Below are 25,378 nucleotides of genomic sequence, written 5' to 3'. Positions count from 1 at the left end.
CCATTGCCGATCATCAAGCCAGAATTCTCCTGCCATGCTCCAAAACTCCCGTTATCAGGAGAGTGAATCATGAAGAAGTAATTTGATCAAATGTTTAATTGGGTTTGGAGCCTAGAGCGCATCCCGAAAAGTGTGAAACGGTTTTCGGACAAAGATGCGCGTTAAAACAGATAATTAGAGCGCCGATCTGATCCAATCAGATCGAAACGCGCTCTAAGGGTGCTCTTTCGCCTCAATGGCGCTGTCGCCGACGGCAAAGTACAGGTTTTTCCCGGTAAGCTTGGCAAGTTGCTGCAATCGCCCTTCTGGACGATCGGAAATCAAATCAGCGAGATCCCCCGGCACGACCAGCGCAATGCCGTTATCCTCTTCACGCCAATAAAGGCGAGGAATCACGCCCGGCATGGACGCCGAAAGCAGATAGATAACGCGTAAGAGCGCGCCCAGCAGCCTGGCACGCTCACGCAATCGTGGCGTTGCAAGTTGCAAAATCTCCGGCGCAATCTCGTCCTCGACCAGCCCTTCGTGGCGATAATAATTTGCCAGTGCCATGAAAGAACGGCCCGGGTGATCAATACCACCAAACGAACCATGCGCGATGATGTTCAGTGCCTGCGAGCCGCGATAATCAGGATGTGCACGCCAACTTATGTCGGCAACCAGACAGGCCGCCTGTCGGTAACGACTTTCATCTTCAGTCTCGTCAAATCCGAGAACCGGCAAAGAAAGTGTGGTCCATGTTGCAAGTTCGCGCGCATGACGCGGTGAACGCGAGCGCAGGATTGCCAGTTCTTCCGCCGATGCCAGCAGAGGATCGAGCCTCTGCTCGTTCTTCGGCAGCAGCGAATACAGATAACCCTCACGCACACCAAGAGCCGAAAATACGATCTTCGATGGTTTCATACGCCGAATAGTTTCAAGCAGAACGGTTGCGCCATAAGCAAGAAGCTGGCGACGGTTTTTCGACACCGCTTCGATGCCGCGCATCGTGTCGAGATTGCCTTTTGCAACACGCTTTAGGAAACTCTGCGCTTCCACCGGGTCCATCTCATATCCGTGCATGACATGAAGCGTATAGTGCTTTGCAGTCATGTGCAGCTTGGCGAGATTTCGCCACGTGCCGCCAACTGCGTAGAACACCTCCCCCTGATGCTGTTCAAGAAGCGTTGCGCGCGCAAGTTCCGTACGGGTGATCTTCGCAGCCTCTGGAAGCTGTTCGTTGGACATGTCCTGCAACCGAAGGCCACCGAGCGGAAGCGTAATGCCCTCGCCTACGTCATGATCGTTGACACCAACCAGCTCAAGACTGCCGCCGCCAAGGTCGCCCGTTACGCCTTGTGGCTTGTAGAATCCGGAAATAATGCCGAGTGCGGAATAATAGGCTTCTTCCTTGCCGGACAAGACTTCAATATGCCGACCGAGAATGGCTTCAGCCTGTGCGATAAAATCGGGACCATTCTTCGCTTCGCGCGCGGCTGCGGTTGCCAGCGCATGAATCGAAATCGCGCCAGCCTGTTCGGCCAGAACACGGAACCGCTTCAAAGCGCGCAATGCTATATCGACAGATTTTTCATTAAGCTTGCCGGTCTTGGCCAATCCCTTGCCAAGACCACAGAGAAGCTTTTCATTAAAAAGCACCGTCGGCGAACGAACGATGCCTTCATAAACCACGACACGAATCGAGTTGGACCCAATGTCGATGACCGCGACGGGCTTGAGGCCTTTCAAACGGCCTTGTGCGACTGCTGGACTCATGAAGTCGTGTTTCTTTCCGCCTGCGCACGTTTACGATGCGCAATCAGGCGGGGGGCAGATGACTTCAGCGACTTTCCGCGACCCGACAAGCTTGGATTTGTCATGAAATATTCCTGCGCGTTGAAAGCTTCTTCTCCAGCTTCTTTTTCTATCCGGCGAGAGGTGCCATCCGCAAGTAGCTGATAGCTCTGCTGGTTATCAATTATGTTGGCAAACATGATCTGCGACAGGATTTGCTGATGCACGGTGGCATTGGTGATGGGCACCAAAGTCTCAACGCGGCGGTCGAGATTGCGTGGCATCATATCGGCTGAACCGATATAGACGATTGCCTTGCCGGAAGGTAGGTCATGCCCGTTTCCAAAGCAAAATATGCGGCTGTGCTCAAGAAAACGTCCAACAATGGACTTTGCGCGGATGTTATCTGAGAGACCCGGAACACCCGGTCGCAGACAGCAAATGCCACGCACCACCAGATCGATGTGAACGCCTGCCTGACTTGCCTTATAGAGCGCATCAATAATCTGTGGATCGACGAGCGAATTCATCTTCATCCAGATCGCAGCAGGCTGTCCGGCCTTCGCATTGGTGATTTCGTCTTCGATGTGCTTGAGGATTCGCGTGCGAAGCGTCAGCGGTGAAATAGCGATTTTCATCTCTTCAGCCGGTTGCGCATAGCCCGTGATGAAATTGAAAATATGCGCTACATCGCGCGCAATATCGGGATCAGATGTAAAGAACGACAGATCGGTATAGATACGCGCCGTGATCGGATGATAATTGCCGGTACCCAGATGCACATATGTGCGCAGTCTCTGGTCTTCACGGCGCACCACGAGCGACATCTTCGCATGTGTTTTCAGCTCAATGAAGCCGAACACAACCTGCACGCCAGCGCGTTCAAGATCACGTGCCCAGCGAATATTGGCTTCTTCATCGAAACGCGCCTTCAGTTCGACAAGCGCCGTAACCGACTTGCCTGCTTCAGCAGCATCAACCAGTGCGCGTACAATCGGGCTGTCATTGGAGGTGCGATAAAGCGTCTGCTTGATCGCCAGCACATCCGGGTCTGCAGCGGCCTGACGCAGGAACTGTACTACAACGTCGAACGATTCATATGGATGGTGGACAACGATATCTTTCTCGCGAATCGCTGCGAAACAATCGCCGCCATGTTCGCGAATACGTTCTGGGAAGCGCGGATTGTAGGATATGAACTTGAGATCATCGCGTGGAATCGACACGATTTCCGAAATCATGTTGAGCGCAAGGAGGCCTTCCAGAACGCTAATCCTGTTTTCCGATACGCCAAGCTCGGTTGCAACGAAGACCCGCAGCGCCTCAGGGATTTCGGAGTCAAACTCAATACGGATGACCTGACCGCGCCGACGACGCTTCAACGCAGTTTCAAAAAGACGGACGAGATCTTCCGCCTCTTCTTCCACTTCGATATCGCTGTCACGAATGATGCGGAATGTTCCTGCGCCACGCACTTCATAGCCCGGGAAAAGGCGGCCAATGAACAGGCTGACTGCATCCTCAATCGTGATGAAACGGTAAGCATTCTGTTGCTCGGTCGGCAGCTGGATGAAACGCCTGAGCGCAACAGGAATACGCAAGAGTGCAGTCATCGGATGGCTGTCGAGGCGGCGCGCGAGTTGCAGCGCAATGGAAAAGCCGAGATTGGGAATGAACGGAAACGGATGAGCCGGGTCGATGGAAAGCGGAGTCAGAACCGGGAAAATCGTCTCAAGGAAATGATTCTCAAGCCATTCCTTCTCCGTCTTTGACAAAGCCAACGGGCGCACGATTTCGATACTCTCTTTTTCAAGCTCCTCACGCAGCGTGCGCAGACGCTCCTGCTGGCCCTCCTGGAGGCGTCCTACCTCCTCCAGAACAAAATCGAGCTGCTCTTGGGGAGTGCGGCCATCAGCACTGCGCATGGCAACACCAGCGCGCACCTGTGCAGCGAGCCCCGCAATGCGGACCATGAAAAACTCATCGAGATTGGCTGCTGAAATGGACAGAAATCTTAGGCGCTCAAGCAAGGGCTGGGTTATATTCGCAGCTTCTTCAAGAACACGGCGATTGAACTGCAGCCAGGAAAACTCGCGATTGACGAAGCGCTCAGGGCTTTGCATCAGCGCCGAGGTCTGGTCATCGTTCAAAGCTTCGTGAGCGTTTTGAACTTTGCCGGTGTTCTTGCCCGCAGAAACATCAGTTGCTGCCTCTGTGGTCACATCGGAGGTCAAATCTGTGGTTTGGGGTGCCATAACGCTGTTTTCGTTCATTTTTCCTGTCCCGGCTTTTACCGGAAAATCCCGGCGCGACCATAAGCCTATGGCTGTCATATGACAGTTTGATAGCAAACCGCTTGAAATGTCTCCAGAATTGATGAAAACGCTTCCAGAAACAAGCCGTTCGCGGTAAACCCTCCCAAAATAGCCACCCTACTAGTGGTCTGATTCCGACATTTTCATCCCTCGGATACAGGCGTCGGACAAATGTTGGAATCAGACCACTAGCAAGCTTATGAATCTAGTGGATTTTTCGAATTTGACGTTTGACACAGCGTGTGTGTCAGTCTGGATTCAAACGTCAAATTCAATCCACTAGAATGTCGCGATCCACAAGCACCGGAGCGTATCATGTCCGATCACATCATCCCACACTTCCAGAATGACGCTGGCCATAATGCCATTGAAATCGGCGTGAAGGAATTCATGTGCGTCGGCGCGAATCCACCCTTCGATCATCCACATGTCTTCCTCGACATGGGTGACGAAAGCGAAGTCGTTTGCCCTTATTGCTCGACGCTCTACCGCTACAACGCGCAGCTTCATGCTGACGAAACCGTTCCAGCGGGCTGCGTCTATGAAGCGCCAGCCGACAAAGCTGCCTGAAAATAGATAGCGGCAATTATCGTGTCGCTGAAATTATGAGCAGCTTGGGCAAAGGGCGCATATTGATTGCAGGAGCAGGCGTTGCAGGATTAAGTGCAGCGCTTGAGCTTGCAGCCAGAGGCTGGTCAGTAGAGCTTTTCGAAAAAGCCAATGCACTCTCTGAAGTTGGTGCGGGCCTGCAATTGGCCCCGAACGCCATGCGCCATCTGCAACGCCTTGGCATTGCCACCAGGCTTTCCACACAAGCTGTTACGCCTGACGCGCTTTTCCTGATTGATAGTCGCAGCGCACGCCCTCTTCTCGCAATGGAGCTTGGCGATAAAGCACTCAAGCGCTGGCATTACCCTTACCTTGTCTGCCACCGCGCCGACCTGCAATCAGCTCTACTTGCTGCTTGCGTGGAAAACCCAGCCATAGACATTAATCTCGGCTCGGAAATCATTCGACACGAAGTCATTGGCCAAGCGATACAGGCTGAGGTTCGTCGCGGAAACGTAACTGAGACCATTGAAACGCATTATCTGCTCGGATGTGACGGTGTATGGTCTGCAGAACGGGCAAATGCTGCGCAAAGCAAAGCCCGCTTCAGCGGACATATCGCGTGGCGCAGCACGATCGCTACCAGTGATTTGCCCGCATCCTTCACAAATGTACTGCCGCTGAAAAAAGCTGTATCGGCATGGCTTGGTAAACAGGTTCATTTCATCGCCTATCCGGTCAAAGGTGGGACACATTTCAATTTCGTCGCGATAACAGGCGGCGAAAATCCGGGCGAAGGCTGGTCAAAGGTCGGAGACCACGAGCAGCTCAAATTTATTTACAAGAAATGGCACCCAGCAGTTCGCGATGTGATCGCCACAGCGCCAGAATGGACCTATTGGCCATTGTTCGAGATGCCGGATGCGCAATACGTCTGCGATGGACGAACAATCCTGCTTGGTGATGCTTCTCACGCTGTTACGCCTTTCGGGGCGCAAGGTGCGGCCATGGCCATCGAAGACGCGGCAACACTGGCAGAAGCACTAGACGCTGCCGATCAACAAGCGGCACTTCAGCATTTCGACAAAGTGCGTAAGGAACGGATCGCAGCTGTCGCCAAACGTGGGCAGCTGAACCGGTTCGCCTATCACGCGACCGGTGTCTTTGCGCTCGGCCGCAACATGCTTTTTGCCATACGCAGTCCAGATTCTTTCCTGAAAGATCTGGACTGGCTGTATGGTTATGATGCCGTTGCGGTCGTGCAAAATTAACGGGCGTCTCGGGCAGCTTCCAACGTCGCGATATCAATCTTGACCATTGTCATCATGGCATTTGCGACACGCTGTCTGACGTCTGACGCACCGTCCTGCAAAATATCCAGCAGAAATTCCGGCACAATTTGCCAAGCGAAGCCATATTTATCCGTCAGCCAGCTACATTCCATGGCCGAGCCGCCTTCCAGCAACCTATCCCAAAAAGCATCAAGTTCCGCTTGATCCTTGCATTTCAGAATAAGCGACGTGGCCGGATTGAACTTGAACTGTGGTCCGCCATTCAAGGCCGTCATCGCCTGCCCATCGAGCGTGAAATTTGCAGTCACGACGTCGGTTCCTCCGGTTTGATGGCCATGTTCAAACCGAATGAAGCCATCTATTGATGCCGGTCTTCCCAAATCGCGGAAGAGCGACACGTAATAATTGGCTGCCTCTTCGGCCTTATTATCAAACCAGAGGCAGACTGTTAAACCAGACATGGATTTCTCCTCCCATATGTCTCAGCCCCTATGTCTTTGCGTTAGCCCATGGCTTTGGCAGCTGCTTCCATATCCATCCACATCAGTTCCCAGATATGGCCATCGAGATCTTCAAAGCTGCGGCCATACATGAAACCATAATCCTGCTTTGCAGCAGGATCCGCCCGACCGCCAGCCTTCACGGCCTTCTCAACCGTTTCATCCACTTCCGTCTTGCTGTCCGCTGACAAGCAGATCAACACTTCGCTTGTAGCATTCGCATCTGAAATCTTCTTTGGCGTGAACTGGCTGAATTTATCGTGACTGAGGACCATTGCGTGGATGGTGTCGGAAAACACCATGCAGGATCCTGTTTCATCCGAGAACATCGGGTTTTTGGTCGCGCCTATCGCTTCATAAAAACTGGTTGAGCGCGCAACATCTTTGACGGGCAGGTTCACGAAAATCAATTTAGGCATGTTATTCCTCCATTGGTGGGCTTGAAGCGCCCATTTTACATTTTGGTTTTCTATCGCCTGCCCGACCCCCTTGGCGATATAGTCGGGTTTAATGAATCGGCCAGCCCCAACCAACGTAAGTTCACTTGCACATAATGACAGGTAAGTTATAATTAGCAACTATGAAGTTAGAAAAAGTAACTAAACGCGACAATCCTACAGCAAGACGCAGCTATGATGATGCATGTGCTGCGGCTCATGCCCTTGATTTGATTGGTGAACGTTGGGCCTTGCTCGTCATTCGTGAATTGATGTTTGGGCCTAAGCGCTTTAGCGATTTGCGCGCCGACCTACCCGGAATAAGTGCCAATGTCCTCACCCAGCGGCTAGAGGGATTGGAAGAAGCTGGCATTCTACGCAAATCGAAGCTCCCGCCTCCCGCCTCAGTAAAAGTCTATGAATTGACCAAGTGGGGCTACGAGGCCGAACCGATTCTACAGACGCTCGGCCGATGGGCGGCCCGTTCACCCAGCCATGACCCAAACTTACCTATCTCAACCACTTCGTTCCTGCTTTCGCTCAGAACCATGATCGATCCCAATCTTTCACAAGGCTTGACAGCTATTGTCGGACTGCGGCTGGATGGAGAAGACTTCATTGCACACTTGCAAGACAGCAAACTGGCGATTACGCGCGGCAAAGCGGAGCAGTACGATATCGCCTTTGAAAGCTCGCCTCGCATGATGGCCGCGACCATTTATGGCGGGCAACCTCTCGCGGCCCTTGAAGCTGCAAATGTGCTCACGCTCAAAGGCGACCGCGCTTTGGCAGAAAAATTTATTATGCTTTTTCCACTTCCAGCCAAGGCATCTCCACACGATTAATTATATGCAACCTTTTGGTTGCTTTTCTATTTAAGTCGTGTAAATTAGCAACCATACAGTTGCCAATTTGAAAGGATGTAGATCATGACAACGGCATTAGTAACGGACCGAATAGAAAAAACTGTAGACCTTCGCGCAGGCATTGATCGCGTATGGCGCGCACTCACTGACCATGAGGAATTCGGTGAATGGTTCAAGGTCAAAATTGATGGGCCATTTATCGTCGACACCCCTTCGACCGGTCAATTTACGTTCGACGGATGCGGCGACACCAAATGGACTTCCTTCATCAAGGATATGAAAGCTCCGCATTATTTTGCCTTCACATGGCATCCCTATGCAATTGAAACAGATGCGGATTACTCTAAAGAACCACAGACTCTGGTAGAGTTTAAGCTCAAGGAAACAGAATCCGGTACAAGGCTTACCGTCATCGAAACAGGCTTCGACGCGCTACCGGCTGATCGCCAGCCAATAGCTCTTCGAATGAATACTGGCGGGTGGGAAGAGCAGATGCGGAATATAAAGGATTACCTCGAAAGCAAATGACCGAAGCCTCGTTCACGCAACCAGGAAATATATCTGCCATTTTTGCAGCGCTGGCCGATCCCACTCGGCTGGCGCTGATCGAGACCTTGAGTGACGGCGAAAGCCGCTCAATCGTCACGCTCTCTCAAAACGGCAGCATTAGCAGGCAGGGCATGACCAAGCATCTTTCGGTGCTTGAACAAGCAGGATTGGTTGAGCGCGATAAAGTAGGCAGAGAAAGCCGCTTCCGGCTTTGCCCTACCCCGCTTGTCGATGCCCGAGCTTATCTCACCACCGTTTCCTCGCAATGGGACGATGCACTGCAGCGTCTGCGCAACTTTGTCGAAGACTAATTCATCGTTGATAGGACAGCAGGGTCGAAGTGCCTTTTACAAAGCCGAGCTTTTCGTAAAAGGAGATGAGTCTTTCGGGACAATAAAGCTCAAAGCTTTTGACCCGCTGCAATTTTTCGTGGTTGAGAATGCGTTCAACGAGTGCTTGTCCAAGCCCTTGACCACGGCACTGTTCAGCTATGATCACATCAAAAATCATGGCTTTGAAAGTGAAATCGCTTAACACCCGCGCAAAGCCGATAATCGCTCCACTTGTATCGCGGCAGAACAGCGTAAGATCGCAATGCGTGAGCATATGGGACACATCTTCAAATGTGCGTGCTGAGGTCCACCATTCTTTACTGTAAAAAGCATGGAACTCGCGATATTGCTTTGGCTCCAGATGTTCAGTTCAACGATATTCTGTCACGACCACCTCTTCTATCGGGATAGACATACCAGTTGCAAAGGCCAGCCAGAATGACAATCCATTTTGAACAGACGTGCCCAATCTTCCGCATTTTCGATATCGAAAAAGCCAAAGATTTCTATGTTGGCTTTCTAGGCTTCACGCTCGATTGGGAACATCGCTTTGCAGAGGGAATGCCGCTTTATATGCAGGTTTCGCGTGGGGATCTCGTGCTACATCTAAGCGAACATCACGGCGACGGCAGCCCTGGCGCGAATATCTTCGTGCGTATGCAGGGCGTCGAGGAATTCCAAAAGGAAGTCAATTCGCGCGGTTATCGCTACATGCGCCCAGGCATTGAAGATGCTCCATGGGGTCACGTGATGGCGGTGATTGATCCTTTCGGCAATCGCATTCAGTTTTGCCAAGGCCCACACGACGAATAATCCGCCACATTCAGTCTATTGGCAGAATACCCGCCGGATATTATCCGGCGGGTATTCTGGTATTTCAGCCAGTTTATCGCTTAGTGCAGGATCTGGCTCAGGAACAGCTTGGTGCGCTCATGCTGCGGATTGTCGAAGAATTCGGCTGGCGAATTCTGCTCAACGATCTGGCCCTGATCCATGAAGATCACGCGATTGGCAACCTGACGCGCAAAGCCCATTTCGTGCGTCACGCAAATCATCGTCATACCTTCCTCGGCAAGGCTCACCATCGTATCGAGCACTTCCTTGACCATTTCCGGATCAAGCGCCGATGTCGGCTCGTCGAACAGCATAACCTTTGGGTTCATACAAAGCGCACGGGCAATTGCCACACGCTGCTGCTGACCACCTGAAAGCTGGCCCGGATACTTGTTGGCCTGTTCCGGGATTTTCACGCGCGCCAAATAATGCATGGCGACTTCTTCCGCCTTCTTCTTTGGCATTTTACGCACCCAGATCGGCGCAAGCGTGCAGTTTTCCAGAATAGTCAGATGCGGGAAGAGATTAAAGTGCTGGAACACCATACCGACTTCACGGCGCACTTCATCGATCTTCTTGAGGTCATTGGTAAGTTCAATACCGTCAACGATGATCTGGCCTTTCTGGTGTTCTTCCAGACGGTTGATGCAACGGATCATCGTTGACTTACCCGAGCCCGATGGGCCCGCAACAACGATACGTTCGCCGCGCATGACCTTCAGGTTGATATCACGCAGAACGTGAAACTCGCCATACCATTTGTGCATATTCTTAAGTTCGATGGCCACTTCGGTCTTCGAGACTTCATGTTTTTTACGGTCGATTTCGACACCGAGTTCGGATTGTGGGAGGGCGCTTTGTGCACTCATTTCCAATATTCCCTTGATTCTTATTGTTTATGACCCGTGTCGAGCCTTCGTTCCATGAATATAGAGTATCGCGACATGGCGAAACAGAAAATCCAGAAAACAAAGCCCGCAAAGATCAATCCTGTTGCAGGTGTCTGTGGAGAAGCCCAGTTTGCATCGGAGAAGTTCTGACGGACGATGCCGAGCAGATCAAACAATCCAATGATGTAGACAAGGCTCGTATCCTTGAAGAGACCAATGAAGGTGTTTACGATGCCTGCAATCGAGATCTTCAATGCCTGCGGTAATACAATGAGGCCGGTCTTCTGCCAGTAACTCAACCCCAGAGCATCTGCTCCTTCATATTGTCCACGTGGGATTGCCTGAAGGCCGCCACGTATCACTTCAGCCATATAGGCAGATGCGAACAGCGCCACACCAATCAAAGCACGCATCAGCTTGTCGAAAGTCACGCCCGGTGGCAGGAACAATGGCAGCATCACGCTTGCCATGAACAAGACTGTCACTAACGGAACGCCGCGCACCATTTCGATAAATATGATGGAAAGCGTTTTGATCACAGGCAACTTTGAACGCCGCCCGAGCGCGAGCACAATACCAAGTGGCAGCGACACGGTGATACCGACGAAGGATAGCACCAGCGTAACGAGAAGGCCGCCCCAAAGCGATGATTCTACATAACGCAAGCCGAACCAGCCGCCGACCAGCAGAAAGAATGCAACAACCGGGAACACCAGGAAAAACAGGATGGCGTTCATCGTCTTGTGCGGCACCTTCGGGATCATCAGCGGAACCAGCAGAACGACAAACAATGCTGCCGTCAAATTGACACGCCAACGCTCTTCAAGCGGATAGCGACCATAGATAAACTGCTGGTATTTTGCGTTCACAAAGGCCCAGCAGGCACCAGACCAGCCTTCCGGCTGCACACCGCCCTGAGCTACGGTCAAACATGCTGTGCGATCAGTACCCGTCCATGCCGCATTGATGAATAGCCATTGGATCATTGACGGTAGAAACCATGCAACAATCGCGAGGCCGAAGAGCGTCAGAGCAGCATCAGCTGGCGTTGCAAAAAGATTGACACGCAGCCAGTGGGAAAAGCCCTGAACCGAGCGAGGTGGCGTCTCACCCTCGACCATTTGCGTGCGAACATATTGGAGATTTGCGTTTTCCATTGTCATCTCTCCACCAGCGCCATTTTGGCATTGAACCAGTTCATGATGCCGGAGGTAACCAGACTAATGCCGAGATAGATAACCATCCATATTGCCACGACTTCCACAGCCTGACCGGTCTGGTTGAGGATCGTGCCGCCAACGGCCACAAGATCCGGATAACCGATTGCAATAGCGAGCGAGGAATTCTTGATAAGATTGAGATACTGGCTCGACAGCGGTGGGATAATGATGCGCAATGCCTGCGGCACTATGATGAGACGCATCGTCTGCCCGGACCTCAGACCGACCGCATAGGCGGCTTCCGTCTGCCCCTTGTTGACGCCGAGAACGCCTGCGCGAACAGTTTCCGCAATGAACGATGCCGTATAGAACGACAAGGCCAGCAGGAGAGCGAGAAACTCCGGCTTAATCTGTGCGCCGCCAGTGAGATTGAATGTCCCTAGCTTCGGCAAATCGAAAGTAATCGGGAAACCTGTGGCGATCAGAGCGAGGATCGGCAAACCGATAATAAGTGCTGCACACACACGAACTGTATGAAACGGTTGACCCGTTGCCATCTGACGGCGCTTCGCCCAGCGAGCGACGAAAAACGAAGCCACGACGCCAAGCAGCAGTGCTACCGGCAATAACCAAGCGCCCTCGCCCCATACGGGCGCGGGCATGAAGAAGCCGCGATTGTTCAGGTAAGTTCCAAGCGGCAATGAAAGGCTTTCACGCGCTTGGGGCAGAACCGAGAGAACGCCGAAATACCAGAAGAAAATAACCAGCAGTGGCGGAATATTGCGGAACACTTCCACGTAGACCATGCAGATCTTGCGGATCAGCCAGTTACGCGAAAGCCGCCCAATACCGACCAGAAACCCGATCACCGACGCCAGAACCACACCGAGCGCCGCGACGTAAAGCGTGTTGATCAGACCGACAAGAACCGCCCAACCATAGGTTGAATCGCTTGAATAAGAGATCAGAGTCTGACTGACATCGAAGCCAGCGCGTCCGTTCAGAAAGCCGAAGCCGGAAGCGATGTTGGCACGTTGAAGATTGGTGATCGTGTTGCCCACGATCCAATAAATCGAAGCCACAACAGCGACGAACACCAGAACCTGATAGAAGATGCCGCGAACGCGCGGATCATACAGGAGAGACGTTCCACCGCCGCTGCGGCGTTGTTCGGTTACAGAATAGGAAGCCATATGTTTCCTGTTTTCTTTCGGCCTTCGCATCAGCTTTGAAAAAATAGCTGTAGCTCCCGACCCCCACCGGGATAATCAGTTCAAAGCAGATACGTTTAAATGCCGAGTCGTGCAGCCTTGCACAGTGAGCGCGAGGCGCGGATTAAATTGCTTGGTACGATGTGCCAGATTCTGATCTGCGAACTGATTGCTCAAAGGATACCTGAATTCGTTTCTCTCAGCACTATCCTAGAGCCGACAAATCCGGCGGGCGCATAGCTGCCCCCGCCTGATATCATCCAACAACAGCAATCCTTAGCGGATAGGCATACCGTATTGCACGCCACCCTTGGTCCACTGTGCGTTCAGACCGCGAGCAATCTTGAGCGGGCTACCGGCACCGAGATTGCGCTCGAACAATTCACCGTAATTGCCAACACCCTTGATGATGTTCACGACCCAATCATTGGTGAGACCGAGATCCGTTCCGATCTTTGTGTCAGCTTCAGAGCCAAGCAAGCGCTTGATTTCCGGATTGTCGGAGTTTTTCATCTCTTCGACATTTGCCTTGGTGATGCCGAACTCTTCAGCATTGAGCAACGCATAGTGGGTCCAGCGGATAACGTCGGCCCACTTTGAATCCCCCTGACGAACAGCCGGTCCAAGCGGCTCCTTGGAAATGATTTCTGGCAAAACGACATGATCGTCTGGATTGGCCAGTGTCAGGCGGGTCGAATAAAGGCCGGACTGGTCAGTTGTGTAAGCATCGCAACGACCAGAATCGTATGCTGCGTTGGCTTCTTCGAGCTTCTCAAAGACGACCGGATTGTAATCCATCTTATTGGCGCGGAAATAGTCGGCCATGTTCAATTCAGTGGTCGTACCAGCCTGAACGCAGATGGATGCACCGGAAAGCTGAAGCGCGGAATTGATGCCTGAAAGTTTCTTGGAATTGATCATGAAGCCCTGGCCGTCATAATAATTGACGCCCGGGAAATCGAGACCAAGCGATGTGTCGCGGCTGATGGTCCAAGTGGTGTTACGGATCAGAACGTCCACTTCACCGGACTGCAGCGCGGTAAATCGCTCTTTCGCGTTCAGTGGTGTAAACTTAACTTTGGTTGGATCGCCAAAAATGGCTGCGGCAACCGCACGGCAATAATCAACGTCAAAGCCCGACCATTCGCCCTTGTCATCTGGCGATGCGAAACCGAGCAAACCTGTATTGACGCCACACTGCAGGAACCCTTTCGCCTTCACATCAGAAAGCGTATCTGCCGATGCTCCCGAAGCCGCGCCAAACAACGCCGCTGCACCCAATACCCCTGTCAAAACAGTTTTTTTCATCTGGCCTGCAACCTTTTATGTTCCCTGGAGATCGATAAGCCGAACAGCCAATCGTCTCTGTTGCTTTATTTTTAGCATTAAGCTGAAGAGCCAGTCGTAAGACCTCCCCCAACCCCTGCATCACACAAGCTATCTCTCGCCCGGAGCCGTTATCGACCCTCATTGGTTTTTATGGGCGTAGGACACCTGTCGCCTTCACCGCTCTATCGAAGGCGATATTTTGGTTTTGGTCAAGCTCTTAACGTCCAGAGAAAAGCCTGTTTGCTCAAAAAAATGTCGCGATGCATGCAGAAATTTACATGATTTCCCTATTTCCGAGTAAATTTGTTCGGATTGCAGATTAGCAATTACTTAAAATGAAAAGAATTAAAATAACTAATTAAATACAAATACTTACTAGCGTTACGAGGTGAAACTCACTGTGAGAAACACCTCGTTTTTGTCAAGCTTATATACGTGGCATGATCTGATCTTCATCAAGAGAAAAAATAATATTTCGCGTCGCCATAAAGCGAGCAGCCCACCACGTCGCGATAAAGCCAATTACCAGCCCAGCCACGACATCAGTCGGGTAATGAGCACCGGCGGCAAGCCTGCTGATTACGAAAAGTATGCAGACCGGCACGGTCAGAAATCGCCAGCGCGGCAAGAAAATCCATAGTGATACCAGCATGATACCGGCCATCATGGAATGTCCCGAGGGGAAGCTTTCGTAGGAGTGTTCACCGCGAAACGGTGAGAAATACGCCGACCCCAGTTCATCGAGCAAAAGCGGGCGTGCACGCCCTATAACAAGCTTCCCAATCTCAGTTGGAAAACTGCCCGCTACAATCGAAGCAAGCACAAGCGTTGCCCAGCTGTGAAAGCGAACGAGTATCTGCTGCGCGTTAAGACGTATGGAAGGTGAAAGCAGGAGTGCTGTAACCATCCAAACGATCATACCTATGCCCAGCCAGACAATCGTACGAATCAGGTCGGTAGTCGTCCGAAGAACTTCCATGAGGATGAAATCGCTGTTCATTGCAGCCCGGACAATCTGCGCGTCCCAAATATGCAAAACCAGCAACACGAAAGGCAGAAGCACAACGAGTGCCGTCATCTCCATTGTCCAACTCGACGGCGCACCCGGATAAGCTGGCCTCAAAAGCGCTCTTATCAGCTCCGATGCTGCGCGAACCGGATAAAAGATAATGCTTGAGGCTTTACGCTTATTCAGATCGGGCATATCGAGATTACTCTTTCTCTGGTTTACATTATCACTGTTACAAAGCTCGATGTTGCATCCGCCCCATGCGCGCTTTATCCAATAAATTGGAAGTATCCACCGGAAGCGGACACAAACACATTCCGTTGCAAAATTGTTTCCGATGGACGCAAGTTTACAAAACTCTCCAAATGAGAGTCGGTAGATCAGCATGCAACACGGCCTGGAGGCAATTTCGTGACTAACAAGCAGGACAAGACAGAAAAGCTGGGCATAAACACGCGCTTGACCCGTGATGGGTACGAGCCTCGCGACTATCACGGGTTCGTTAATCCACCCGTCGTGCGCGCTTCCACGGTCCTGTTTCCTGATGCGCAAACCATGGCGACAGGCAATCAAAAATACACTTATGGCACCCGGGGAACGCCAACTAGTGAAGCATTGTGCAAGGCAATCGACGCGCTGGAAGGGTCTGCTGGGACTGTCTGCGTCCCGTCAGGACTGGCCGCTGTCACAATTCCCTTGCTGGCCTTCCTGTCGCCCGGCGACCACGTTCTGTTTGTCGACTCGATCTACAATCCGACCCGCCACTTCGCTGATACGATCTTGAAGCGTATGGGCATTGACGTTGAATATTACGATCCGGAGATCGGCTCAGGCATTGCCAAGCTTTTGCGCCCCAACACCAAAGTGGTGTTCACGGAATCGCCTGCCTCCAACACGTTCGAAATACAGGACATTCCGGCTATCGTTGACGCCGCTCACAAGGCTGGCGCTATTGTCATGATGGACAATACATGGGCAACACCGCTCTATTTTAAACCGCTGGATTTTGGCGTCGATATCAGTATCCACGCATCCACAAAGTATCCGTCGGGCCATGCCGACATTTTGTTCGGAACTATTTCGGCCAACGAAAAATGCTGGTCGCAGTTGCTAGAAACCCATGGTACGCTTGGTCTGTGTGCGGCGCCTGATGACGCCTATCAGATTCTGCGCGGCTTGCGCACGATGGGCGTTCGTCTCGAACATCATCGCAAAAGCGCGCTAGAGGTTGCGCATTGGCTGGAAAGCCACCCAGCTGTCGATCGTGTGCTGCACCCAGCGCTTGAAAGCCATCCCGGCCATGAACTTTGGAAGCGCGATTTCAAAGGGTCGTCGGGTGTGTTTGCCTTCGTGCTCAAGAGCGGTGGACGCCAAGAGGCCCACGCATTCCTGAATGCGCTCGATATTTTTGGACTCGGCTATTCGTGGGGCGGATATGAAAGCCTTGCAAATGAAGTCGGCCTGAAAGATCGCACAGTCGCCAAGGGCGATTACCCAGGTCCAGTCGTTCGCCTGCAAATAGGCCTAGAAGATGTTCCTGACCTGATCGCAGATCTTGAAAAAGGCTTTGCCGCAATCTGAATAACAAAAGCGCGCCTTATTTGGCACGCTACAAACGCCGCTGTTACAACGTCGATCTGAGTGCCTCAGATCGACGTTTTGCGTTATGAAGCACGATATCGAACGGGTTCACTTTAAATGCAATATAAGTTATATATAAATATCAAATAATAAAGCTAACAACACTATCCTTTTGCTTCCATTGCTTGCTGAAATATCTATACTCGCTGACTATCGGCAATAAAATTTCGGCTAGTGACAGTGTTATCGCAGAATTTGACTAAAAAACCGGCTATTTCCTTCGCACAGAGTCTAGTAGCACTCTTCTTTCTGACACTCTCTGTGTTCCCCACTGCGGCGCAGGACGCACCTTTACGTCAGGTGAAAGTCGGCGTTTACGTCAGCGAGCCTTTTGTCAGCAAACAGGGCGATACATTCACCGGAATGGCGGTCGACCTCTGGAGCAGTGTAAGCACGCGTCTGGGGTTAGCATCTCAGTTCATCGAATATCCGAACTATAATGCATTGGTGAAGGCTGTCTCGGAGAGCGAAGTTGATGCAGCTGTTACAAACATCACCATCACCGAAAAGCGCGCTGAAGTCGTCGATTTTACCCATCCATGGTTTGATGCAGGCCTGCGGATCATGGTGCATACGCAAGCCGGCAATGGCTGGGAGGATCTGATCGGCGATCTGGAAAATGCCGGCCACCTCGCAACCTATGCTTGGATCGGCATTGTCATTCTGATTGCCACTATTCTGCTAACGCTCTTTGACCGCCGGTTCGACCAAAATTTCCCACGCCGCTGGCTGGAAGGCTTGGCAGAAAGCTTCTATCACGTTGTTTCACTTGCCACTTCAGGCAAGAGCTCGCGTAAGAATCTCTTTGGATGGGCGGGTCGTATTTGGCAGGCGTTCTGGCTTGTATTCGGCATTGCCGTGGTGGCTTATGTAACGTCCTCCGTTACCAGCGTTATGACCGTTGCGCATATCTCCAACAACATCAACAACCTAGCTGATCTACAAAACAAGACTGTGGGTGTGCGTGCGGGCAGTATTGCGGAACAGATGATGGCCGCTCGCTCAATCTCGACAGTGACCTTCGACCACCTACCCGAAGCGGTGACCGCACTGACAAACGATGAAATTTCGGCAATTGTCGGCGACAGCCCGGTGCTAGAATACTATGCACACAAGCATCCAGACGAGCCGGTTGAAATGGTCGGGAATATCTTTAGTCCAGACAAATATGGCTTCGCCTTCCCGCGCCATAGCGACCTTGTAAAATCCGCTTCCATTGCAATTATCAGCCTTCAGGAAAATGAAGAACTTGCTGCCATCAAGAACAAATACTTTGGTCGTGATGAATAGTTAACAAATAAAAAAGCGACACAACAGTCGCTTTTTTATTGATCTGTGCCATCATCGGCCAGAAACAATATTAGATATAATACCTGATGCTACACTTATCAGAAGATAATCATTATTAACCTTCACCCAGTGATACCCACGCGGTGGCTTGCTCAACTTATATTGCGAGTAATTCTTCACCTGATTACCACGATAGTTTGCAGGCAAGCGATTGCCCTTCTTCCAGCTTTGTTGCTTGCGAACTTCCTGTTTCGGACCACTTTTATGCTGTTGAACCTTCTGTGATTTGCTTTGAGACGAAGGCTGGTGTTGCGCCATCGCGACAGGTGCAGCAAGAAACGAGAATACGGTTAGCGCGAGAACAATCGGCTTCATCATGGTTTCCTTCTTGAGTTTAAGATGCCAATAGTCCGCCCCGCCAGATGAACGAAACATGAATAGCTTGATTAAAAAAATGTAATGTTTCCGTAGCTGTAAGCTGGGAACAATACATACCCGTTTCACATGCCTAAGAAATGCGGTAGGGAACCAGTCAGATTAGTTTCTTCCGATTTGAGGTGCTGAAAGCACCAAAAGGAAATGCCATGATGAACTGGGTTTTCGTGTTGCAGGGTGTTATCGCTATCGGCCTGGCGGGTTTAGCCATTGCCGTCATTCTGCGTCACCGTCGCTGAAGCGTACGCGACAAACGGACCAACGGGAACTTCTTACCGACCTTCATCGTTTATTAACCAATGGAGTTGTTCAGGGAGAACCCCGATGAGACTTTCTTTCAAAGCAGCAATAGTTGCATTAGGCGTCTTTTCTGCGGGTGCAGCACAGGCTGCTAATGCAATCGTGACAACCAACCTTAATGTCCGCACAGGTCCGGGCACAGGCTATGCTGCACTTGGTAGCATCCCAAGCCGTGCGCCCGTCAACGTGCGAGGCTGTACGTCGGGTTATGGTTGGTGCCAGATTAGCTATGGCGGCTTGTCGGGCTGGGCCTCATCTCGCTATCTCGCAATGCGTGAAGGTTCGAGCGGCGGCTATTCAGACGACTTTGGCCGAAACGCAGCACTGATTGGTATTCCACTGATTGCGGGCGTAGCCATTGGCGCCGCGCTCAATGATCGTAATGATCGGTGGGATCGCGACTATTATCGCGGTCGCGGATGGGATCGTGGACGTTGGCACCGTGATCGCAATTGGGACCGTGGACGCGGATGGGATCGGGGCGGTCGACATTGGGATGGTCCGCGTGATCGTGGTCCGAGATTCGTCCCGCGTTCGCGTAGTGGTGACGGACCACACGGCCAATAAGCAATGCGCATATTCGCTTTGTGTTGTGACAGATCGGTTCAGGATAAATTAGTTTCTGGATCGACTGCAAGGCCTGTTGACTTACGTGCGAAATAAGAACATTTAAAGAACGTTCGCATTTAGAGCGGCTCCACTCAAGACCCTGTCGCCGGAACAGCTCTAATTATTTGTACTTACGCATTATCCTCACGCAAAATCACTTCGCAGTTTTCTGGAAATGCTTCAGAGGTAATATAAGAATTCCATGGCAATCAAATTTACGAGCTCACCCGACCGTCAACCTGAACCCAAAACAGGCAAGGGAAAGGCTTCTAAAAAGAAATCCGCAAATGATGCTGAAATAAATGCGGAGCTAGATCTCGACACCAAGGGAAAGTGAATTAAATGACGGCGGCACGACTTATTGTGGTTGCGGCCTTTGACCGGAACGATGACGGGGAATTAGTTCCTGCTTTTGACCCCATCGCGCTTGAGACCGAGGGCCGCGCTCTGCGCACAGCTCAAGCGCTAGAGGGGAAACATATCGGTATAGTGGCGTGGAGCAGAGAAGCCGATCCCGATATTGGCGAATATGGACCACCTGCCATCATATTTCAGTACGGCGATATTCCTGACATGGAATAAGTGCACTTGATGCTGCTCCTCCCGTCACCCAAGGCGACTTCGCTAGACTTACCTCAGATACGCTTCACACCGCGACCGGCGCCGAAGGCAGCTCAGCACAAAAAGTCTTGCATAAGCGCGTCCGAGCATTCGCGGGAATGTGTATATTTGGATGAGTTTCTTTCGAATTGATACGTCGTTTATCAACATTGGTGATACTGTTGCTATCTTGAGCACAATGATCTGAACGGACACCTGTGCAGATCCGGAACCTTCCGCTCATAAGCAAGAAAGTGTTCATCATGGCAAAAGGCCAAGTACGTAGCAATCGTGAAGTGCGGAAACCAAAGAAAGACAAATCAGCGGCAACCGAAACCCCATCCAGCCCATTGGCTGGACGCTTCCCTACGCAAATTAAAGATACCGCAAAAACAAAGAAGTAATTAAAAGTCGCGGTTTGGCACACTGGTCTTTATTGATTTCAGCAGCCAGATACAAAGTTGAGGTAGGCGCTAACGCGCCTCCCCCATTAATCAAAGCCTTGCAAGATGCGCGCTACGTCGAGCCACCCGCAGCCCAACTACTGCGGGCTAGCTTTCCCATCGCTTTAATAATCGAAGCTTTTGATCCGAGCGCGCAGGATACTGACCTAGGCTTAAAAATTTTCTCGTGCCTGTAGCGGCGTGCAATCTCTCATCGCTAGCTTCTGCTCAGTTCTGACCTTAAGCGCTACAGAAAATTGGAACTTTGGGAAATCAATCCGACTAAATCTTTGATTTGATGGCGATCCCGACTGGATTCGAACCAGTGACCTACGGCTTAGAAGGCCGGTGCTCTATCCAGCTGAGCTACGGGACCTCACCATCAGAACCCGGCCTTAACACAATGTGTTGGGCCGGGAAAAGCTGCTACTTCATTATCCTCAAAATCACACTGGATTTAAGGCGAAACATGTAGCGGCTTTAAACTGTTAATGCGTCCAAGGCTGAACGCGGTAGAAGCTGAAATTATCCGAATAAGAAACCTTGCGGCGCTTTGCTTCGTGCGGCTCGATCACGCGGTATGCAATGCCATTGCGGGTCGCATATTCGATCGCATCTTCGCGGCTGTCAAATGACAGGCGAATCTGGCTCTTCATGTCGCCAGACGATGTGTAGCCCATCAAAGGCTCAACCTTGCGAGCGCTTTCCGGCTCATATTCCAGAAGCCAGTTTTCTGTTTTGGCTTTACCAGACTGCATTGCGGTCTTAGCTGGACGGTAAATACGCGCAACCATTTGAAGAACCTTGATCTATAGTCTTGTGCCCGAAGGCCGATAATTTCAACAAGGCAATAGTTTACACGCTGCACCATGTCAACGCGATAAAGGCACACGCCACAGCAACTCACTGCGACATACTCATCTTGTCAAATTATCTGTAAGAAAAATGGTCGGAGCGAGAGGATTCGAACCTCCGACCCTCTGGTCCCAAACCAGATGCGCTACCAGGCTGCGCTACGCTCCGTGCTTTGTAAGCGGCCTTTTCCTAGTTAATCGCCAGATATAAAGCAAGCGATAAAAACAGCTTTTTCGAATTTTATTCACAGCCTTACGCTTATTTGCAGTTTTCAACGTTAAGCAGAAGGTCAGGAACCAACGACGGGTTCAGGCGTTTCTTTTACATCCTCAAATTTCAGGAGTTTCAGAGTGAATCGCAACGGACTTTATCTGATCATCGGTGCTCTCATCGTCGTCGTGGCAGGTTTTGCTATTTATACCTATCAGGAAGAAACCAAACCATCCGGCATTGAAATGAAAATCGGTGAAGGTGGCGTTTCCATTCAAGAAAACTAATCTTTTAGGATGATTGAAACGGTCAGGCACACCAATAAGTAGGCGACTTAAAACGGTTATAAACATATAAACCGATTAAGATTTCAAACGCTTACCGTTTGTGATGCAACGATTCTGCTCTGCCCATGTTATTTGCGTTGCCACGACAACGGAGAATAGAAATGGATATCCAGACTTCAGATGCACTGTACCGTCGCCACGAAAATGAGTGGGCCGCATTTCGTGATGCAGTTCAGCAAAAAGAGGCCAGCCAGAAAAGCAATGAGCCTGTTTCCGGTGAAGCCTTTTCGGGCAACAAGTCATCCGGCCAGGAATAATCCATTCCATCTACTTTGATTAAACGCCGCTTTCGCGGCGTTTTTTATTGTCCGAACAACGCTATAAAATCTTAAAATCAAGAAAATTCACTTGGGATTTCAAACCCGTCCGCTACTTTCAGCGCATCGGAAAGTTTCATTACGTTAGGATCAGGAAATGTCGGCACAGAAAGTTGCAATCATCACAGCAGGCGGCAGTGGCATGGGGGCTGCATCCGCTCGCAAGCTCGCACAGGATGGCTTTGCCGTCGCAATTCTCTCATCATCAGGCAAAGGTGAAGCACTGGCCAAGGAATTGGGCGGCATCGGCGTGACCGGTTCAAACCAGTCAGCTGACGACCTCAAGAAGCTTGTCGATCTCACGATCGAAAAATGGGGCCGTATCGACACGCTGGTTAACAGTGCCGGCCATGGCCCGCGCGCACCGATTCTCGATATTACAGATGAGGACTGGCACAAGGGGCTCGACACCTATTTCCTGAACGTCGTTCGTCCGAGCCGTCTTGTTGTCCCTATCATGCAACAGCAAAAATCCGGCACGATCATCAATATCTCGACTGCATGGGCTTTTGAGCCAAGCGCGATGTTCCCGACTTCAGCAGTTTTCCGTGCTGGTTTGGCCTCGTTTACAAAAGTCTTCGCCGACACCTATGCGGCAGACAATATCCGTATGAACAATGTTTTGCCGGGCTGGATCGACAGTCTGCCAGCAACAGAAGAACGCCGGGATAGCGTGCCTATGCAGCGCTATGGCAAAAGCGAAGAAATCGCTGCGACGGTTTCATTCCTTGCCTCCGAAGGTGCTGCCTACATCACGGGTCAGAACCTGCGCGTGGATGGCGGCCTCACCCGCTCGGTCTGATAAAAACCCTGGTAACGAAATGCGAAGGAAGACTCGGTAGTGTCTTCCTGTCGCGATTCGGACAGGGGACATGAAAAATGGCGCCACGGAAACGGAGTTCCCGCCCGACAAAACGCTCAACCGGGCGTTCTACCGGGCGCAAGAACAGTTCAGGTTCATCAGCACCAATTCTGGCGCTTGGCGCTATTTTGGGATTGGGTGCGTTTAGCCTGTGGGCAACGGCTCAACATAAAAGCCCGCAAGCAGCATTGACCGCCTTGTTCCAGCGCACTGTCCCGACAACCACTTCGTCTGCTCCTGCCAAGGTTGAAGCCAGACAACCTGCCGAGAAGGCAGTGGTCGAAAAGAAGTCGCAAAGCAGAGATTATGCTGGCGCGGTGGGTCCTGTGCCACGCCCGGCCGCATTGGTAGCGCCGGCACCGGCCAAGCCTGTGCAGCAAGCCGCAATTGAGGTTTCAAAGCCCGCAATCGCGACGCAGAAAGTGGCTCCACCGCCGCCTCCCCCTGCATCCGCACGCGCATTGCCGATGCCACCGCGCGGCACCAATACGGCCGCTCATTCCCCTTCCGTGATTTATGCGAAGGCAAAACTCACCATTCACAAGAATGCGTGGGATAAATCGCCAGCCATCGGCACAGTCGAAAAGGGCCGTGAAATGCGCTCTTATGGCAAGACAGGCAAATGGCATCGCGTTGTTGTGCCTTCAACCAACATGATTGGCTGGGTGCATGAAGATCAGTTGCGTGGTGGCCGTAGCAAGCCCGACAGCGCGCGAATGATTACCACTGGATCGATTACCAAGAAGCAGCAAGCGACCACTCCAGCGGCGCCATTGACTCAGAAGGCGCGCATTCAGCCGCCAATGGCCGTTGGACAGAAAAACTAGATTTTCTGTGCGGCTGTTGCCATGGCTGCGATTTGCGGATCACCCGGCAGATATTGGAAGCCGATAGCAAGCAGCGATGATGTATCGGCAACCATGTCGCCGAACAGCTGCTCATAAAGGGTCTTTTTGCCAACCAGCGTCAGCAGTATCTTCATACAGACAGCAGGAACTGGCACCAACCGTGACCGACGCCCCATAGCTGCGCGTGCTTTTGAAACGAGCTCACGAGTTGATCGCGGTTCTGGCTCGGCAAGATGGAAAATACTCCCTGAAACCTGATCCGACGACGCATTTGCAAGAAACGTCAGGGCACTTGCAACGTTTTCCAGTGAAACAAAGCTACGCCGATTGTTTGCCAAACCAAATGGCAGTGGCAGACCAGTGTCGCAAAGCTTCATCAAAGCCCGCAAATTGGCCCGTGCATTCGGTCCATAAACAAGGACAGGTCGCGCAATCACCACTTCAATACCACTCATCGCAAGCAAAGCCGCTTCGGCTTTGGCTTTGGCATGACTGTACTCATCACGTGGTGCAAGCGGCATGTCCGGCATCAGCGGTGATGGATTATCCGCAATCGTGTAGATCGTGGAAACAAAGATGAAGCGCCGTACGCCGGCCTGTCTGGCTTTTTTGGCAAGCTCAACTGTCAGGCGATAATTAACCGCATCAAATTCATCCGCCCGCGGTTGCTGAGCGCCGGTGCGATGCGCAAGAGCCGCGCAATGAATAATTGTTTCGACATCGGAAAAATCAGGGTTCGATAAGTCATTGCGTGAAATGGCAACGATTTCACTTCCATCACTTACCAAATGACGCAGAACAGCGCTTCCGATAAATCCGCTGGCTCCGGTGACGGCTATCTTCATCCCTCACCGTGGCCGGCTTCTGACAAGACCTGTGCCGCAAGCGTGCGGGTTATACGAGTCTTCTGTTCAAGAGCCGCGCGGTCAAGGCGATCCACAATCTGGATTGCAGACAAAAGTGAGCGTTCGATCCGACTCACCAAATAGCTGACCACATGTGGCTCAACGCTGATCTGTCGGTCGGCGAAAAGCTTGTGAATGACACCACCGAGCAGCATGTCGTCGGGTTCCGCAATCTCGACAACTGTCGCCGCCTTAAGGCGCGATGCCAGATCAGGGAGCTTGACCTTCCAGTTTGCAGGCAAGAGACGCGAGGTCATCAGAAGCGAAGGTCCGGGCCCAAGAGCGGCATTCTGACGAACACTGTTGATGAGATGAAACAGGCCCGTTTCGTCAAAACGCGCACCACCGATATTATCAATCAGCACAGGATATTCGGCGGCACCATGCACCACACTCTCGCTGATAGATTTAGGGTCAGCCAACAACGCGCCTGTTGCTGCACGCCAGACTTCTGCGAGATGTGTTTTACCCGCACCCGTTGGTCCGGCAAGGATCACAACCGGGGCAACCCAGTTCGGCCAGCGATCAATCAAATCCACAGCCGCACGGTTTGACCCCGTGACGATAATGTCTTCGCGGTGATAACCGGGCTGATGCTCAAGAGCGAGCGGAATCTGACGCGGCGCGTCACTCATCGCTGCCTCCAGAATGTCTGGCTCCTGAAAATCTG

Annotated in this window: 28 protein-coding genes and 2 tRNA genes; 14 read left to right on the top strand and 16 right to left on the bottom strand. The window is 51.7% G+C overall.

The features are described 5' to 3' along the window. Window positions 1–213: 213 nt before the first annotated feature. Window positions 214–1,755: an exopolyphosphatase gene (ppx, locus tag OIV19_RS21470; protein ID WP_095446379.1), complete on the bottom strand. Its 1,542-nt coding sequence runs from the start codon at window positions 1,753–1,755 to the stop codon at window positions 214–216. After that, window positions 1,752–4,046, bottom strand: a complete 2,295-nt coding sequence (locus OIV19_RS21465; protein WP_264233716.1) for an RNA degradosome polyphosphate kinase — start codon at window positions 4,044–4,046, stop codon at window positions 1,752–1,754. The genes ppx and OIV19_RS21465 overlap by 4 nt, the downstream gene beginning before the upstream one ends. A 357-nt stretch (window positions 4,047–4,403) precedes the next feature. Here OIV19_RS21465 and OIV19_RS21460 point away from each other — a divergent pair, with 357 nt between their 5' ends. Then, a complete protein-coding gene (locus OIV19_RS21460; RefSeq protein WP_024897404.1) occupies window positions 4,404–4,658 on the top strand; it encodes a zinc-finger domain-containing protein in 255 nt (84 codons plus the stop codon). Between the two features lie 44 nt (window positions 4,659–4,702). Beyond that, window positions 4,703–5,908 (top strand): FAD-binding protein, encoded by a 1,206-nt coding sequence (locus OIV19_RS21455; RefSeq protein ID WP_264233720.1) that lies wholly within the window; start codon window positions 4,703–4,705, stop codon window positions 5,906–5,908. Here the strand turns inward: OIV19_RS21455 and OIV19_RS21450 are convergent. After that, complete coding sequence (locus OIV19_RS21450) at window positions 5,905–6,390, bottom strand: VOC family protein (protein WP_095446377.1); 486 nt, start codon at window positions 6,388–6,390, stop codon at window positions 5,905–5,907. The genes OIV19_RS21455 and OIV19_RS21450 overlap by 4 nt on opposite strands. A 41-nt stretch (window positions 6,391–6,431) precedes the next feature. Continuing rightward, window positions 6,432–6,848, bottom strand: a complete 417-nt coding sequence (locus OIV19_RS21445; RefSeq protein ID WP_095446376.1) for a VOC family protein — start codon at window positions 6,846–6,848, stop codon at window positions 6,432–6,434. A 161-nt stretch (window positions 6,849–7,009) separates the two neighbouring features. Here OIV19_RS21445 and OIV19_RS21440 point away from each other — a divergent pair, with 161 nt between their 5' ends. The 3 genes from OIV19_RS21440 to OIV19_RS21430 all read left to right on the top strand — a co-directional run bounded on the left by OIV19_RS21440 (window position 7,010) and on the right by OIV19_RS21430 (window position 8,592). Next, on the top strand, window positions 7,010–7,711 hold the full coding sequence (locus OIV19_RS21440; protein ID WP_264233713.1) for a winged helix-turn-helix transcriptional regulator: 702 nt from the start codon (window positions 7,010–7,012) through the stop codon (window positions 7,709–7,711). Window positions 7,712–7,795: 84 nt separating this feature from the next. Continuing rightward, window positions 7,796–8,260 (top strand): SRPBCC family protein, encoded by a 465-nt coding sequence (locus OIV19_RS21435; RefSeq protein WP_151091469.1) that lies wholly within the window; start codon window positions 7,796–7,798, stop codon window positions 8,258–8,260. Then, on the top strand, window positions 8,257–8,592 hold the full coding sequence (locus OIV19_RS21430; RefSeq protein WP_264233709.1) for an ArsR/SmtB family transcription factor: 336 nt from the start codon (window positions 8,257–8,259) through the stop codon (window positions 8,590–8,592). The genes OIV19_RS21435 and OIV19_RS21430 overlap by 4 nt, the downstream gene beginning before the upstream one ends. A gap of 1 nt (window position 8,593) precedes the next feature. On the opposite strand, the gene OIV19_RS21425 is transcribed toward OIV19_RS21430, so the two are convergent. After that, window positions 8,594–8,974, bottom strand: coding sequence for a GNAT family N-acetyltransferase (locus tag OIV19_RS21425; protein ID WP_369698108.1), 381 nt, complete (start codon window positions 8,972–8,974; stop codon window positions 8,594–8,596). A gap of 77 nt (window positions 8,975–9,051) precedes the next feature. Between OIV19_RS21425 and OIV19_RS21420 the strand changes: the two genes are divergently transcribed. After that, window positions 9,052–9,426, top strand: a complete 375-nt coding sequence (locus OIV19_RS21420) for a glyoxalase superfamily protein (protein ID WP_264233707.1) — start codon at window positions 9,052–9,054, stop codon at window positions 9,424–9,426. A gap of 80 nt (window positions 9,427–9,506) precedes the next feature. On the opposite strand, the gene OIV19_RS21415 is transcribed toward OIV19_RS21420, so the two are convergent. The 5 genes from OIV19_RS21415 to lpxE all read right to left on the bottom strand — a co-directional run bounded on the left by OIV19_RS21415 (window position 9,507) and on the right by lpxE (window position 15,241). Further along, window positions 9,507–10,316, bottom strand: coding sequence for an amino acid ABC transporter ATP-binding protein (locus tag OIV19_RS21415; RefSeq protein WP_208636303.1), 810 nt, complete (start codon window positions 10,314–10,316; stop codon window positions 9,507–9,509). A 20-nt stretch (window positions 10,317–10,336) separates the two neighbouring features. After that, window positions 10,337–11,494, bottom strand: coding sequence for an amino acid ABC transporter permease (locus OIV19_RS21410; RefSeq protein WP_095446371.1), 1,158 nt, complete (start codon window positions 11,492–11,494; stop codon window positions 10,337–10,339). Window positions 11,495–11,496: 2 nt separating this feature from the next. After that, window positions 11,497–12,690 (bottom strand): amino acid ABC transporter permease, encoded by a 1,194-nt coding sequence (locus OIV19_RS21405; protein WP_264233706.1) that lies wholly within the window; start codon window positions 12,688–12,690, stop codon window positions 11,497–11,499. Window positions 12,691–12,984: 294 nt separating this feature from the next. After that, window positions 12,985–14,016 (bottom strand): amino acid ABC transporter substrate-binding protein, encoded by a 1,032-nt coding sequence (locus OIV19_RS21400; RefSeq protein WP_024897392.1) that lies wholly within the window; start codon window positions 14,014–14,016, stop codon window positions 12,985–12,987. A 448-nt stretch (window positions 14,017–14,464) separates the two neighbouring features. Next, a complete protein-coding gene (gene lpxE, locus OIV19_RS21395) occupies window positions 14,465–15,241 on the bottom strand; it encodes a lipid A 1-phosphatase LpxE (protein WP_264233705.1) in 777 nt (258 codons plus the stop codon). 216 nt (window positions 15,242–15,457) lie between these two features. Here lpxE and OIV19_RS21390 point away from each other — a divergent pair, with 216 nt between their 5' ends. Beyond that, window positions 15,458–16,627 carry a cystathionine beta-lyase gene (locus tag OIV19_RS21390; RefSeq protein ID WP_264233704.1) on the top strand — a complete coding sequence of 390 codons (1,170 nt, stop codon included), beginning with the start codon at window positions 15,458–15,460 and terminating at the stop codon, window positions 16,625–16,627. 255 nt (window positions 16,628–16,882) lie between these two features. Next, window positions 16,883–17,977 (top strand): transporter substrate-binding domain-containing protein, encoded by a 1,095-nt coding sequence (locus OIV19_RS21385; protein WP_264233703.1) that lies wholly within the window; start codon window positions 16,883–16,885, stop codon window positions 17,975–17,977. 51 nt (window positions 17,978–18,028) lie between these two features. On the opposite strand, the gene OIV19_RS21380 is transcribed toward OIV19_RS21385, so the two are convergent. Next, window positions 18,029–18,355, bottom strand: coding sequence for an RcnB family protein (locus tag OIV19_RS21380; protein ID WP_264233702.1), 327 nt, complete (start codon window positions 18,353–18,355; stop codon window positions 18,029–18,031). Window positions 18,356–18,736: 381 nt separating this feature from the next. Between OIV19_RS21380 and OIV19_RS21375 the strand changes: the two genes are divergently transcribed. Both OIV19_RS21375 and OIV19_RS21370 read left to right on the top strand, forming a co-directional pair. Then, window positions 18,737–19,279, top strand: a complete 543-nt coding sequence (locus OIV19_RS21375) for an SH3 domain-containing protein (protein WP_095446366.1) — start codon at window positions 18,737–18,739, stop codon at window positions 19,277–19,279. A gap of 384 nt (window positions 19,280–19,663) precedes the next feature. Then, the gene (locus OIV19_RS21370; RefSeq protein ID WP_264233701.1) at window positions 19,664–19,903 is read left to right on the top strand and encodes a hypothetical protein; all 240 of its coding nucleotides are present in this window, start codon (window positions 19,664–19,666) and stop codon (window positions 19,901–19,903) included. Between the two features lie 760 nt (window positions 19,904–20,663). Here the strand turns inward: OIV19_RS21370 and OIV19_RS21365 are convergent. The 3 genes from OIV19_RS21365 to OIV19_RS21355 form a co-directional block, all read right to left on the bottom strand. Further along, window positions 20,664–20,740, bottom strand: a tRNA-Arg gene (locus tag OIV19_RS21365). A 112-nt stretch (window positions 20,741–20,852) separates the two neighbouring features. After that, window positions 20,853–21,158 carry an ETC complex I subunit gene (locus tag OIV19_RS21360; RefSeq protein ID WP_024897387.1) on the bottom strand — a complete coding sequence of 102 codons (306 nt, stop codon included), beginning with the start codon at window positions 21,156–21,158 and terminating at the stop codon, window positions 20,853–20,855. Window positions 21,159–21,310: 152 nt separating this feature from the next. Continuing rightward, a tRNA-Pro gene (locus tag OIV19_RS21355) sits at window positions 21,311–21,387 on the bottom strand. Between the two features lie 182 nt (window positions 21,388–21,569). Between OIV19_RS21355 and OIV19_RS21350 the strand changes: the two genes are divergently transcribed. The 4 genes from OIV19_RS21350 to OIV19_RS21335 all read left to right on the top strand — a co-directional run bounded on the left by OIV19_RS21350 (window position 21,570) and on the right by OIV19_RS21335 (window position 23,782). Further along, a complete protein-coding gene (locus OIV19_RS21350; RefSeq protein ID WP_095446364.1) occupies window positions 21,570–21,716 on the top strand; it encodes a hypothetical protein in 147 nt (48 codons plus the stop codon). Window positions 21,717–21,877: 161 nt separating this feature from the next. Next, a complete protein-coding gene (locus OIV19_RS21345) occupies window positions 21,878–22,033 on the top strand; it encodes a hypothetical protein (protein ID WP_167388292.1) in 156 nt (51 codons plus the stop codon). 157 nt (window positions 22,034–22,190) lie between these two features. Next, entirely contained in the window at window positions 22,191–22,895 is a 705-nt protein-coding gene (locus OIV19_RS21340) for an SDR family oxidoreductase (RefSeq protein ID WP_151091461.1), read from the top strand. Window positions 22,896–22,972: 77 nt separating this feature from the next. After that, entirely contained in the window at window positions 22,973–23,782 is an 810-nt protein-coding gene (locus tag OIV19_RS21335; RefSeq protein ID WP_264233698.1) for a hypothetical protein, read from the top strand. Here the strand turns inward: OIV19_RS21335 and OIV19_RS21330 are convergent. Continuing rightward, the gene (locus OIV19_RS21330; RefSeq protein WP_264233697.1) at window positions 23,779–24,648 is read right to left on the bottom strand and encodes an NAD-dependent epimerase/dehydratase family protein; all 870 of its coding nucleotides are present in this window, start codon (window positions 24,646–24,648) and stop codon (window positions 23,779–23,781) included. The two genes, OIV19_RS21335 and OIV19_RS21330, sit on opposite strands and share 4 nt — an antisense overlap. Beyond that, window positions 24,645–25,355, bottom strand: a complete 711-nt coding sequence (gene hdaA, locus OIV19_RS21325) for a DnaA regulatory inactivator HdaA (protein ID WP_191793064.1) — start codon at window positions 25,353–25,355, stop codon at window positions 24,645–24,647. The genes OIV19_RS21330 and hdaA overlap by 4 nt, the downstream gene beginning before the upstream one ends. Window positions 25,356–25,378 lie beyond the last annotated feature (23 nt).

Origin of the sequence: Brucella sp. HL-2 (genome assembly GCF_025846885.2) — a bacterium.
In the GTDB taxonomy this organism is placed as follows: domain Bacteria; phylum Pseudomonadota; class Alphaproteobacteria; order Rhizobiales; family Rhizobiaceae; genus Brucella; species Brucella quorumnocens.
The sequence above is the reverse complement of the archived record's forward strand: the minus strand, read 5'-3'. Positions and strand labels throughout refer to the sequence as shown.